Genomic DNA, 13,240 nt, shown 5'->3' with positions numbered 1-13,240 from the left:
AATTTCTAAAGGTTGACATGATCGTCCTGAAGGCAACACAAGACAAGGTTCTCGCAGTCCTGCAGTCGGTGTCCGGCATCGTCGAACGCCGCCACACGCTGCCCATCCTGGCCAATGTGCTGATCCGCAAGACAGGCAACGCCCTGCAACTCACCACCAGCGATCTCGAGATCCAGATCCGCACCACCGCCGAGCTCGGCGGCGACACCGGCGACTTCACCACCACGGTGGGCGCGCGCAAGCTGATCGACATTCTCAAGACCATGCCCGGCGACCAGACCGTGGCGCTGGAAACCAGCCAGAACAAGATCGTGCTCAAGGGCGGCAAGAGCCGCTTCACGCTGCAGACCCTGCCCGCCGAGGACTTCCCGCTGGTGCAGGAAGCCGCGGCGTTCGGCCCCTCGTTCAGCGTGCCGCAGAAGGTGCTCAAGGACCTGCTGGGCCAGGTGTCGTTCGCGATGGCCGTGCAGGACATCCGCTACTACCTCAACGGTATCCTGTTCGTCGCCGAAGGCAACACGCTGAGCCTGGTGGCCACCGACGGCCACCGCCTGGCGTTCTCCAGCGCTACGCTTGACGTCGAAGTGCCCAAGCAGGAAGTGATCCTGCCGCGCAAGACCGTGCTCGAGCTGCAGCGCCTGCTGTCCGACGTGGGTGGCGACAACCAGCCGCACATCGAGATGCAGTTCGCCAACAACCAGGCCAAGTTCACGTTTGGCGGCATGGAGTTCGTGACCAAGCTGGTCGAGGGCAAGTTCCCCGACTACAACCGCGTCATCCCGAAGAACCACAGCAACAGCGTGACCCTGGGCCGCGCCCCGCTGCTGGCCAGCCTGCAGCGCACGGCCATCATGACCAGCGACAAGTTCAAGGGCGTGCGCCTCACGCTCGAGCCCGGCACGCTGCGCGTGGCGTCGAACAACGCCGAGCAGGAAGAAGCCGTGGATGAACTCGACATCGACTACGGCGGCGACACGATTGAAATCGGCTTCAACGTGACCTATCTGATCGACGCGCTGACCAACATGGGCCAGGACATGGTGAAGATCGATCTCGCCGACGGCAACAGCTCCGCGCTGCTGACCATCCCCGAGAACGAGCAGTTCAAGTATGTCGTGATGCCGATGCGCATTTGAGGCCTCGGCCCAGCGCATCGTGAGCTACCAGCGGCAAATGCATGTTATCCACAGCATTTGCCGCCTTTACTACCCCATCTGAATATTTTGGAAACTTCGTTTCCTCCGGATCGCAAGGCTTCTCCCAATGACCGCTGACACAACGCTGCCCGAACCCCAAGGCGACTCGATCGAGCCGGCCCACAAGATCGACGCCCAGCAGGCCGGCGCCAGCGAAGGCTACGGCGAAGGCGCGATCCAGATCCTCGAAGGCCTGGAAGCCGTGCGCAAGCGCCCCGGCATGTACATCGGCGACACCTCCGATGGCACGGGCCTGCATCACCTGGTCTTCGAAGTGGTGGACAACTCCATCGACGAAGCGCTGGCCGGCCACTGCGACGACATCCTGGTCACCATCCACGCCGACAACTCGCTGTCCGTCATCGACAACGGCCGCGGCATCCCGACGCGCGTGAAGATGGACGACAAGCACGAGCCCAAGCGCTCGGCCGCCGAGATCGCGCTGACCGAGCTGCATGCCGGCGGCAAGTTCAACCAGAACAGCTACAAGGTGTCGGGCGGCCTGCACGGCGTGGGCGTGTCCTGCGTCAACGCCTTGTCGTCGTGGCTCAAGCTCACGGTGCGCCGCGAAGGCCAGGCCTTCGAGATCGACTTCGCGCGCGGCTTCGTGCAGAACCGGCTGATCGAAGAGGTCAACGGCGTCGAGATCTCGCCGATGCGCGTCATCGGTCCGAGCGACAAGCGCGGCACCAAGGTCCACTTCCTGCCCGACACCGAGATCTTCACGCAGAACAACGAGTTCCACTACGAGATCCTGGCCAAGCGCCTGCGCGAGCTGTCCTTCCTGAACCACGGCGTGCGCATCCGCCTCAAGGACGAGCGCTCGGGCAAGGAGGACGACTTCTCCGGCGCCGGCGGCGTGCAGGGCTTCGTGAACTTCATCAACGCCAACAAGAAGGTGCTGCACCCCACGCCCTTCTACGCCACGGGCACGCGCCCGGCCGAGTCCTATGGCGGCATTCCCGGCACCGAGATTGGTGTCGAGGTCGCGATGCAGTGGAACGACGGCTACAGCGAGCAGGTACTGTGCTTCACCAACAACATCCCGCAACGTGACGGCGGCACCCACCTCACGGGCCTGCGCGCCGCGATGACGCGCGTCATCGGCAAGTACATCGAGCAGAACGAACTGGCCAAGAAAGCCAAGGTCGAGGTCACGGGCGACGACATGCGCGAAGGCCTGTGCTGCGTGCTCAGCGTCAAGGTGCCCGAGCCCAAGTTCTCGAGCCAGACCAAGGACAAGCTGGTGTCGAGCGAAGTGCGCGCGCCGGTCGAGGACATCGTCGCCAAGACCCTGGCCGAATTCCTCGAGGAGCGCCCCACCGACGCCAAGCTGCTGTGCGGCAAGATCATCGAAGCCGCGCGCGCGCGTGAAGCCGCGCGCAAGGCGCGTGAAATGACGCGCCGCAAGGGCGTGCTCGACGGCATGGGCCTGCCCGGCAAGCTCGCCGACTGCCAGGAAAAAGACCCGGCGCTCAGCGAAATCTACATCGTCGAGGGCGACTCCGCCGGCGGCTCCGCCAAGCAGGGCCGCGACCGCAAGTTCCAGGCCATCCTGCCGCTGCGCGGCAAGATCCTGAACGTCGAGAAGGCGCGCTACGAGAAGCTGCTCGCCAGCCAGGAAATCATCACGCTGATCACGGCGCTGGGCACCGGCATCGGCAAGGCCAGCGTCGAATCGGGCAAGAGCAGCAGCGACGATTTCGACCCGGGCAAGCTGCGCTACCACCGCATCATCATCATGACCGATGCGGACGTCGACGGCGCCCACATCCGCACCCTGCTGCTGACCTTCTTCTACCGCCAGATGCCCGAACTCGTCGAGCGCGGCCACATCTACATCGCGCAGCCACCGCTGTACAAGGTCAAGAGCGGCAAGGAAGAGCTCTACCTCAAGGACGGCCCGGCGCTCAACAGCTACCTGCTGCGCATCGCGCTGAACCACGCCAGCGTCACCACCGGCGGCGCCCAGCCGCGCACGCTCGAAGGCGAAGAGCTGGCCAAGCTGGCCTACATGCACCTGGCCGCCGAAGCCGTCATCGAACGCCTCTCGGCCTTCATGGACGCCGAAGCCCTGCGCGCGATTGCCGACGGCGTGCAGATCAAGCTCGACACGCTGGAAGAAGCCCAGGCCTGCGCTCCGATCCTCGAAGCCAAGCTGCGCGAACTCACCACGACCGGCGTCCCCGCCGAGGTCGCGGGCGAGATCGACCCGCAGTCCGACAACCCGGTGCTGCGCATCAGCCGCCACCACCACGGCAACATCAAGAGCTCGATCCTGACCCAGGACTTCGTGCGCAGCAACGACTACGCCGCCCTCTCCGCCGAAGCCCAGCACTTCAACGGCCTGCTCGCCGAAGGCGCCAAGGCCATCCGCGGCGAAGGCGACAAGGCTCGCTCCGAACGCGTCACCGACTTCCGCCAGGCCATGCAATGGCTGATCTCCGAAGCCGAACGCACCACCAGCCGCCAGCGCTACAAGGGTCTGGGTGAAATGAACCCGGCGCAGCTGTGGGAGACGACGATGGATCCCAATGTGCGTAGCCTGCTGCAGGTGGGCATCAGCGATGCGATCGAGGCGGATCGCGTGTTCACGATGCTGATGGGGGATGATGTGGAGCCGCGGAGGAATTTTATTGAGGCCAATGCGCTGAGGGCGGGGAATATTGACGTTTGATGTTTTTCGAATGTCACCCGTATTGGCTCCCGTGCCAATCGACGGAAAGCCCGGATCAATTCCGGGCTTTTTTTGTTGGGACGCCACGAATTGATGGCCGCCAGTCCGCGATTGCCACGCTGAACCCCTACCGCCTTTCTGCGGTTCTGCTAGTGCGACGCTGCAAGTAGCGAATTCGCAAAGGCGCCCGTCCCGGCGATGGTCAGCACCAGCTTTTGTGTTGCCCGGGTGGCGGCCACATAAAACAATTTGGCCTCGTCCGCCGGCTCTTCGCCATCGCGGGGCATTTGCCCAACGCCCGCAACTGCGACCACGGGAAACTCCAGTCCTTTGCTGGCGTGCATGGTCATGATTTTGATGGTGTCGGCCAATGGATCGAAGTCGCCGGATTTGTGTCGCACCCGGTGAGGCAGCCTGCGGTGCGCAAGCGCCGCGGCGCACTGGTTCATCGACTCGTGGTTTCGGCAGAGAATGGCCATATCGCCCCAGGCGTGGCCTTCCTGGTGCGCGCTGGCCAGAAGCTCTGCAATCTTGGCGGGCTCGTGGCTGTGCGTTGGCAAGCGCACGATCAATGGCTCTTGTCCTTCGCGGCCACAGCTGACGGGCTGTACCAGTGGTACGCCATCATCGTCCTGCGCGTCGGGTTGCAAGAACTCGGCAGCGACACGATTGGCGACCTGCAGGATTTGCTTGGTATTTCGGTAATTTATCTTGAGGATGGTGGTGCGGCCTGATGCCTGGATTCCCACGCTTTTGAAGCTGAAACCACGGGCCTTGCTTTTGCCGTAGATATTCTGGGCGCTGTCGTACAACACCAGCAAGCTGTTGGTCTCAGGGTCAACCATCTGGGTCACGAGCTTGAGCCATTCCGGTTGAAAGTCATGTCCTTCATCAACCATTACCGCTTGGTATTGTCCGGACGGAATTTGTTGCCGGTCCACACCGCGGATCACAAACTCCACCATTTGATCAAACATACCAGCGCCCTGGGCTGGCAAGGTTTGACCGTAAGCCACCAATTGCTGACGACACCACTTGTGGAAATTCCGAGCGTGGACGCGGTCAGATATCCCCTTGGCCGTGAGCCAAGCATTCAACTTCACAGCCAGAGGCTCGTTGTAGCAAAGTACGAGGATGGGCTTGGCTGAAGGAATTTTGGCCAGATGCTCAGCACGATAGCCAAGGATCATGGTTTTGCCGGAACCCGCAACCCCATGGATGACACGATGCCCATCGCCCAAGCTGCGTGCCAGTTGCTCCTGTTGCAGATCCATGACTCGCATGATGTCCGGGAGATCATCTGTGTCATCTGACAGCAGACTACCTTGTACTGGAACACGCACCTGAGGAAACATGATCCAGCGCACACGCTCCAATTGCGGCACGGAAATAGCTTGGCCGAATGCGTGAGGGAACATGTTCCACAACCGCTGTTGAAAAGCCTCCGCATCCGCAGACTCCAGCATCTCGTCCTTGCAGATGACGAGACGGCCATCAATCGCCTGGTCCAGTGCAGAATCCTCGAACTGCTTGCGTGTGATGTTCGTAAAAACGACGCCGCTGCCCCAGGGAAATGACAGCTTTCCTTGATGCCGCCCCTCTCCCTGTATTAATTGCGGATCGCATTCCAGCGCGTTGACGACCTGGATGGCGCAGTGCCGTGCCTGGGCCGCCGGATTGATGACGACTTTAGGCCTGTCGTCAACGTTCAGTGTCCATGCCTGTTTGGTGGCCTGCTGAATCGTATCGAGCCGCCAATCTTTGGTTTCCAGAATCAGAATACCTCGGCGCGGGTGGATCACCACAAAATCCGGATGTGTCTGTTTTGGACCGATGGGAACGTCATACCAGAGCATGTAGTCGTCATCGAGTTTTTGCTCCAGCCGCTCTGCCAGACGGCGCTCGCCTGAGGTCATCCGACCAACACAGGCTCCCATTGCAGGAATCAATACCGCCACTTTTTATCTCCTTGGAGTAGATGAGAATACTCCAAGCAACAACTGCTCAAAATTATCATCTTTACACGTTCCGCTGATAGTCGTTCAACTCAAACCGAACTCAATGTGTCAGCATCATTGACTATCGATTGCTGCAGCCGCGACTGGTCGAATAACTAGCGCCTTCAGCATCCACCGCCGCAGCAGAAATCCGCCCCCATCCGCCACCATAGCCATCAGCGTCACGCTGGCCGAGCGAATCCCGGAAATTGCCTCTTCAAAGTGCTTCTGCCGACTTGGCGAAGCGCACGTAACGCGTCTTGGCCTCAACGTTGAAGCAAGCGGCCCGCCCTGTCTCCGCAGCAGCGCGTACCAGCCGATGGTCTACATAAGGTCCGATAGCCTCGGGGCGCTGCGCCAAGCCAGCAAGGTGGAAAACCAAAGATGGATGCGCGCAAACAGGTCTTCGCGGGAGTCGCTTAACTCCTTCAGTTCGTACATGCGCCGGGCCAGGTGGGACTTACCGGCGCCGCTGGGCCGGTCGACTCCCTATTCCGCATCCAGCTGACTGCCCATGATGACCTAGTTTTTGCCTACATCTTTTCAGCGAATACTGGCTACAACTCTGTTGATAACAGGAAATACACAATAGACAAGAAAGTTATCCACAGCACAAATCCAGTGAAACCCTCTTTCAATTCAATGAGTTGAAAAGCACACCAGCAGCAACCCATGCAATGGGCATACCCTTTGCACTAGACAACGCACAAGGTCAAACGCAACGGGCAGTTCCCGCCAGCGCCGCCCTGCATGGAGAACAAGATGAAAGAACTGAACTACAAGATTGAAAAAGTCGCCGGCGGCGTGCCGGTGAAAATGTGGACCAAGGGCGTGCCCGTCGAACCCGAGGCCATGGCGCAGTTGGCCAATGCGGCGCGGCTGCCCATCGTGTTCAAGCACATCGCGGCGATGCCGGATGTGCATCTGGGCATTGGCGCCACCGTGGGCTCGGTGATTCCGACGATCAAGGCCATCATTCCGGCGGCGGTGGGCGTGGATATCGGCTGCGGCATGATGGCGGCGAAGACCACGCTGCGCGCCGAGGACCTGCCTGACAACCTGGGGCCGCTGCGTTCGGCCATCGAGGCGGCCGTGCCGCATGGCTTCACGCCGCGCCGCGGCGGGCGCGACCCGGGCAGTTGGGCGAATACGCCGCAGGCCGTGGACCAGGCCTGGGCCACGCTGGCCGATGATTTTGATGCGCTGTGCCGGCTGCATCCGCGCCTGGAGAAGACAAACAACCGCAAGCACCTGGGAACGCTGGGCACGGGCAACCATTTCATCGAGGTCTGCCTCGATGAGGTGGGCTTCGTGTGGTTCATGCTGCACTCGGGCTCGCGCGGCGTGGGCAATGCCATTGGCACGCATTTCATCGAGCTGGCCAAGAAGGATGCCGAGCGCCACCAGCGCAATCTGCCTGACAAGGACCTGGCCTATTTCGAGGAAGGCGCCGAGCATTTCGACGACTATGTGCGCGGCATCGGCTGGGCGCAGCGCTTTGCGATGAAGAACCGCGAGGTGATGATGGCCAACCTGATCGCCACCGTGCGCAAGGTCATCACGAAGCCGTTCGAGTCGCATGTCGAGGCGGTGAACTGCCACCACAACTATGTGCAGCAGGAGCGCCACTTCGGCCAGGACGTGTTCGTGACGCGCAAGGGCGCGGTCAGCGCGAAACGCGGCGAGCTGGGCATCATTCCGGGCAGCATGGGCGCGCGCAGCTATATCGTGCGCGGCCTGGGCAACCCGGAGAGTTTCGAGAGCTGCAGCCATGGCGCGGGCCGCGTGATGAGCCGTACCAAGGCCAAGCAGATGTTCACGGTGCAGGACCAGGTCAAGGCCACCGCGGGTGTCGAGTGCCGCAAGGATGCGAATGTCATCGACGAGATTCCCATGGCCTACAAGGACATCGACGCCGTCATGGCGGCGCAGCAGGATCTGGTCGAGGTGGTGCACACCCTGAAGCAGGTGGTGTGCGTGAAGGGGTGAGAAGAACATTGAAGCAGATGGTGCCGCCGATCGACAGGCTGCTATCGTCGCGGGCTCCCACGAAAGAACCGGTCACCATGCCCCACCCTTTGATGCTCCGGCTGCTAGCGATTGCCGTGCTTCTTCCCAGCACCTTGTGCGCTGCGTTCGGCACCCTGCTCGGCGTGGCGTGGGCAGCGGATGCGCTGCAGCGCGGCCAGCACCTGGGCGCCGCAATGGCGCTGATCGCGGCCATCGCGGCGGGATGGTTCGGGCTGGTCACGGCGTGGCGCCTCTACTACCAGATGCTGCGCCGGAATGTCACGCTGGACAGGCGCATTGCGTGGTGCGGATTGGCAAGTGCCGCTCTGGTCTGCATCGGCCTGATGGCGACGACCGGTGGCTCGCTGATGGTGCGCATCGCCTTCTTTGGCTGGCCGCTGCTTGCAGCCGCGTTTTTCGGCGCGTGCCTGCGCATCGCGGATCAAACCGAGCGGCTATGATTCCCTGACATCACGCCACCCCTGGTGGCCCATGATCGGCAGAGCAGCCCGGAATTTCAACGACATGTTCATGAAATGCAAAACCTGATCTGCCCTGCGCTCGATGACGATGGTTTGGCTGCGCGCGCAAGGCCAGCCGATCGCCCATCCGGCGCGCACCGCGAGCGCAGCCGAAGGCCGTCCGGCGCGCTTGCGCGTGCGGGCGCGTGGGTACCGCGGGCTTCGGTTCTTGGCTTGCTGCCGCTGGCCGGCTGCGCTTCGGCCAGTGCGCCCAGCCATGTCTTCTTTGGCGCCTACTTTCCCTCCTGGCTGCTGTTTTCCCTGCTGTGGGGCGCGTTGGCGGTGGCCGTGCGGCTGGTGATGGTGCTGACGCATTCCGGCGCATCGTGGCCGTGGCCGCTGGCGCTGTGCCTGGCCGCGGGCTTCCTGCTGGCGCTGGGTGGCTGGCGCCTCGCCATGGGAGCACTGCCCTGAAGGCCGCCGGGCGCAGCCGGCCAGCGGCCTGGCGCTATGCGGTGGTGATCGCCGTGGTGCTGCTGGCCGTGGCGGCGGGGGCGTGGCTGCTGCAGCGGCAGGCGGTGGCTTCCGACGATGCGACGCTCGATGCCGAGGTGGTTCACATTGCCTCCACCGTGGGCGGGCGCGTCGTGCGTATCGCGGTGAAGGAAAACAGCGCGGTGCGCGCCGGCGACGAACTGTTCCAGATCGATCCCGAGCCCCTGCAACTGGCTGTCGAACAGACCGAGGCCGATCTGGCGCTGGCGCGCGCCATGCTGGCCACGCAGCGGCGCGGGGTGGGCACCGAGCAGTCGGCCGCCGCGCAGGCTTCGGAGCAGACGCGGCGCGCGCAGACCAACCTGGCCCTGGCGCAGCGCACCGTGGCGCGGCTGCGGCCGCTGGCCGCCAAGGGCTATGTGCCGCAGCAGCAGCTGGACCAGGCCGAGACCGCGGAGCGCGACGCGCAGATCACGCTGCGCCAGGCGCGCGAGCAGGAGCGTGCGGCCGGCCGCGCGGTCGGCACCGACGATGGCAGCCAGGCCACGGTGCGGGCCCGCGAGGCCGCGGTGGCCCTGGCCCGGCATGCGCTGGCCGGCGCCACGGTGCGCGCGCCGCATGACGGACGGGTGACGGGGTTGTCCATCACCACGGGCGAGATCGTCGTGCCTTCGCAGTCGCTGTTCACGCTGGTGGTGTCGGGCGAATGGTCTGCGGTGGCCAATCTGCGCGAGTCGGATCTGTCCCGCATCGCGGTGGGCGACTGCGCCACGGTGTATTCGATGATCGACCGCCGGCAGGCGCTGCGCGGCACGGTCACGGGCATAGGCGCGGGGGTGCTCGATGCGGACCGCATCACGCTGCCGCGCAACCTGCCCTATGTGCAGAAGTCCATGAACTGGGTGCGCGTCGCCCAGCGTTTTCCGGTGCGCGTCGCGCTGCAGGAGCCGCCGCAATCGCTGATGCGGCTGGGCGCAAGCGCGGTGGTGCAGATCCGCCATGGCGATGCCTGCCGCTGAATCTCTGACAGCGCCGCCCGCGCCGCTTGCGGACGCCCGCGGCCTGCTGCAATTGCTGCGCCCGGCGCCGGGGCGGCTGGAGTTCGCGTTGCGCCTGGCGCTGGTCTGCACGCTCAGTGTCGGCGTGGCCGAATGGTTCCAGACGCCGGAGGTGGCTCTGACGGCCTACGTGGGCTTCTTCCTGCTGCGCGCCGACCGCACCACCAGCATCGTGCTGAGCGCAGGCATGCTGGTGCTGGCCTCGGCGCTGATCGGCCTGGTGGCACTGATGGCTAATTTCCTGATCGGCCGCCCGGCCGCGCTGCTGGCCAGCATGACGCTGATTGCCGCCGCGTTGTTCTTTCTGGCGTCGGCCAGCAAGCTGGCCCCCGTGGGCGGCATCGTGGCGTTGATCGTGACGTTTGCGCTCTCGCTGATCGCGCTGGTGCCGGTGGGCGAACTCGCGACGCGCGCCCTGCTCTATGCCTGGCTGATGGTGGCCATTCCGGCGGGCGTCTGCGTGGCCGTCAACCTGCTGGCCGCGCCGGCGCCGCGGCGCCTGGCCGAGCGTGCGCTGGCGTTGCGGCTCGAGGCCGCGGGGGCGGTGCTGCGCAGCGGCAAGGCCGCCGAACGCGCCGAGATGCAGCGCCTGCGCGCGCAGGGGCCGCAGGAAATACTGGGCTGGCTGCGGCTGGCGGCGCTGGAAAAGCGGTACCCGGCCACCGACATCGCAGCGCTCGAACATGCCTGCCACGCCACCTCGCGCGTGCTGGTGCTGGCCGAGGTGCTGGATGCGGCCCTTACCGACCCGGCGGCACGCAGCGCCATTGCCGGGACGCTGGACGATATGGCGCGGATTCTCGCGCGCGGCGGCTACCCGGTGGAGATATCCTTGCCGGACATCCCGCAGGCCGCACTGGCGCCGTCTGCCACGCAAGCCCTGGCCCGCCTGCGCCGCACGCTGGCGCATTTCGCCGATGAAGCCGAACCCGCACCGCCCGACCCCGATCCCGCGCCGGGATTTTTCGCGCACGATGCGTTCAGCAATCCGCTGCATGTGCGCTTCGCGCTCAAGGCCACGGGCGCGGCGATGTTCTGCTATCTGTTCTACAACGCGCTGGGCTGGCAGGGCATCCACACGGCCTTCATCACCTGCTTTGTCGTCGCGCTGGGCACCACGGCGGAGACCGTGCAGAAGCTCAGCCTGCGCATTGCGGGCTGCCTGGTGGGCGCCGCCTTGGGCGTGGCGGCGCTGCTGTGGGTGCTGCCGGCACTGGACGGACTCGCGGGGCTGCTGGCGCTGTGCTTCATCGTGACCCTGGGCGCCACCTGGATTGCCGTGGGCAGTTCGCGCATTGCCTATGCCGGCTTCCAGATCGCGTTTGCGTTCTATCTGTGCGTGCTGCAGGGCAACGGGCCTACCTATGACCTGGGCGTTGCCAGCGACCGCGTGATCGGCATCCTGCTGGGCAATCTGGTGGTCTACCTGGTGTTCACGCGCGTGTGGCCGGTGAGCGTGGCGCAGCGCATCGACACGGCGCTGGCGGCGCTGCTGCGGCATCTGGCGCGCGTTGCCAAGGCGCCGGAGACGGCGCTGGCCGCCGCGCAGCTGGGCAAAGCGCAGGCGGCGCAGGGCGCGATTGCCGACGACCTCGCCTTGCTGGCCTACGAGCCGCCGCAGGTGCGGCCCGGCGCGGACTGGATCGCGCAGCGCCAGCGCACGCTGCAATGCGCCAATGCACTGGTGGCGCCCTTGATGCTGCAGCCGGGCGATGCGGCGCTGGCGGCCACGCTGGACGGCTTGTCACGGCAGATCGACGCGGCCTCGCCGCCGGCGCCCACCGCCGCCACCGCCCTGCCGCCCGCGCTGGCGCGGCCCGTGTCGGCATTGGCCGAGGCCGTGCAGGAGCAAACGCATGCAGCGCGCTGAATTTCTTGCCGTCGCGGCAGTGCTGGCCATGCTTGCCGGCGGTGCCAGCGCGGCGCCCGAACTGGCGCCGCCGCGCCACGACAAGCCCTGGTACCCCGGCGCCTCCGTGCAGGATTTCACGCTGCCGCCACGGCCTGCGCTGGCCGAGTTGCCCACCACGCCCGCTATCGATCTCGCCCACCGCCATACGCTGCCGGAGTTGATCGACATCGCCCAGCGCAGCCACCCCGCCACGCGCATTGCGTGGATCGATGCGCGCAATGCCTCGACGGCGGCCGGCATTGCGCACAACAGCTGGTTGCCGCGCCTGTCGGCCACGGTGCTGGCCGGTGCGCAACATCGGCGCGGCGACATCGGCGGCCGGTTCCTGTCCGTCGAGACCGAGCGCAGCGGCCACGCTTCCATCGGCGTGCTGTCGCTGCAGTGGCTGCTGTTTGATTTCGGCGAACGCGCCGCGCTGGGCGAGGCCGCCGAGCAGGCGGCAATGGTGAGCAATATCGGCTTCACCGCCGCGCACCAGCAGATCATCGAAGCGGTGTCCCTCGCCTATTACGCCCATGGCGCGGCCCGGGCGCGCGTCGAGGTGGCGCAGCGCGCGCTGGCCAACAGCGGCCAGGTGCTTGACGCGGCGCAGGCGCGCCACGCGCAGGGCATAGGCACGGTGCTCGAAGTCGCGCAGGCACGCCAGGGCCAGGCGCAGGCCAGGCTGGCCAGCGTGCAGGCCCAGGGGCGCGAACGCGACAGCTACCACGCGCTCATTGCCGCGATGGGCATTTCTCCGCTCACGCCGCTGCAACTGGCCGAGGCGCCCGCGCCCCGGCTGAGCCTTGCCGACGAAGCACCGGTGGAGCGCATCGTGGCCGAGGCGCTGGCGCGCCGGCCCGACGTGCAGGCCGCGCATGCGGCGCTGCAGGCCAGCCACGCGGGCGCCAGGGCCGCCGAGGCGGCGCGCATGCCCAAGGTGTTTCTCGCGGCATCGGCGTCGCGCAGCGGCGGCGCCAGCGTGGCGGCGCTGCCCGGCCTGAGCCAGGACGGGCCCACGCTGAACCTTGCGGGCAGCGGTTCGGGCGCGGGGGTGTTCGTCGGCGTCACCGTGCCGTTGTTCGACGGTGACACGCGGGCCTCGGCGCAGAGGCAGGCGCAACTGCGCATCGAGGCCGCCGAGGCGCGGCTGGACCGCGTGCGACAGCAGGCCGTGCTGCAGGTGGTGGTCGCCCAAGACGCGCTGCGCAGTGCCCTGGCTGCCTATGAAGCCGCCGAAGCCTTGCGCAGCACCGCCGCGACGACCCACGACGCCACCGCTGAGGCCTACCGCCAGGGCGTCGGCACCGTGACCGCCGTGACGCTGGCGCAAACGCAGCTGCTGGAGGCGCGTCAGGTGCTGGTCGATGCCCGCGCGGCGGCACAATCGGCCGCGGTTTCGCTGGCACTTGCCACCGGGGGCCTGGGCGCCGCGCCGCCGTGAAGGGCGGCGCG

General features: G+C 65.6%; 9 protein-coding genes. 8 read left to right on the top strand and 1 reads right to left on the bottom strand.

Going from position 1 to position 13,240, the window contains the following annotated elements:
• Positions 1 to 17: 17 nt before the first annotated feature.
• Positions 18 to 1,136 (top strand): DNA polymerase III subunit beta, encoded by a 1,119-nt coding sequence (dnaN, locus tag HUK68_RS19440; RefSeq protein WP_175505688.1) that lies wholly within the window; start codon positions 18 to 20, stop codon positions 1,134 to 1,136.
• Positions 1,137 to 1,263: 127 nt separating this feature from the next.
• Positions 1,264 to 3,873, top strand: a complete 2,610-nt coding sequence (gene gyrB, locus HUK68_RS19435; RefSeq protein WP_175505687.1) for a DNA topoisomerase (ATP-hydrolyzing) subunit B — start codon at positions 1,264 to 1,266, stop codon at positions 3,871 to 3,873.
• A 149-nt stretch (positions 3,874 to 4,022) separates the two neighbouring features.
• Here gyrB and HUK68_RS19430 read toward each other — a convergent pair whose 3' ends face one another.
• A complete protein-coding gene (locus HUK68_RS19430) occupies positions 4,023 to 5,789 on the bottom strand; it encodes a DEAD/DEAH box helicase (protein ID WP_175505911.1) in 1,767 nt (588 codons plus the stop codon).
• Between the two features lie 843 nt (positions 5,790 to 6,632).
• Between HUK68_RS19430 and HUK68_RS19425 the strand changes: the two genes are divergently transcribed.
• The 6 genes from HUK68_RS19425 (at position 6,633) to HUK68_RS19400 (ending at position 13,229) form a co-directional block, all read left to right on the top strand.
• Positions 6,633 to 7,859 (top strand): RtcB family protein, encoded by a 1,227-nt coding sequence (locus HUK68_RS19425; RefSeq protein ID WP_175505686.1) that lies wholly within the window; start codon positions 6,633 to 6,635, stop codon positions 7,857 to 7,859.
• 8 nt (positions 7,860 to 7,867) lie between these two features.
• Complete coding sequence (locus HUK68_RS19420) at positions 7,868 to 8,341, top strand: hypothetical protein (RefSeq protein WP_175505685.1); 474 nt, start codon at positions 7,868 to 7,870, stop codon at positions 8,339 to 8,341.
• Positions 8,342 to 8,416: 75 nt separating this feature from the next.
• The gene (locus HUK68_RS19415; RefSeq protein WP_175505684.1) at positions 8,417 to 8,815 is read left to right on the top strand and encodes a hypothetical protein; all 399 of its coding nucleotides are present in this window, start codon (positions 8,417 to 8,419) and stop codon (positions 8,813 to 8,815) included.
• Entirely contained in the window at positions 8,812 to 9,855 is a 1,044-nt protein-coding gene (gene mdtN, locus HUK68_RS19410) for a multidrug transporter subunit MdtN (protein ID WP_175505910.1), read from the top strand. The genes HUK68_RS19415 and mdtN overlap by 4 nt, the downstream gene beginning before the upstream one ends.
• Entirely contained in the window at positions 9,836 to 11,764 is a 1,929-nt protein-coding gene (locus HUK68_RS19405; protein ID WP_175505683.1) for an FUSC family protein, read from the top strand. Before mdtN ends, HUK68_RS19405 begins: the two co-directional genes overlap by 20 nt.
• The gene (locus tag HUK68_RS19400) at positions 11,751 to 13,229 is read left to right on the top strand and encodes a TolC family protein (RefSeq protein ID WP_175505682.1); all 1,479 of its coding nucleotides are present in this window, start codon (positions 11,751 to 11,753) and stop codon (positions 13,227 to 13,229) included. Before HUK68_RS19405 ends, HUK68_RS19400 begins: the two co-directional genes overlap by 14 nt.
• The last annotated feature ends 11 nt before the right edge of the window (positions 13,230 to 13,240 follow it).

The sequence above is a fragment of the Comamonas antarctica genome (assembly GCF_013363755.1).
GTDB lineage: Bacteria > Pseudomonadota > Gammaproteobacteria > Burkholderiales > Burkholderiaceae_C > Comamonas > Comamonas antarctica.
The sequence above is the reverse complement of the archived record's forward strand: the minus strand, read 5'-3'. Positions and strand labels throughout refer to the sequence as shown.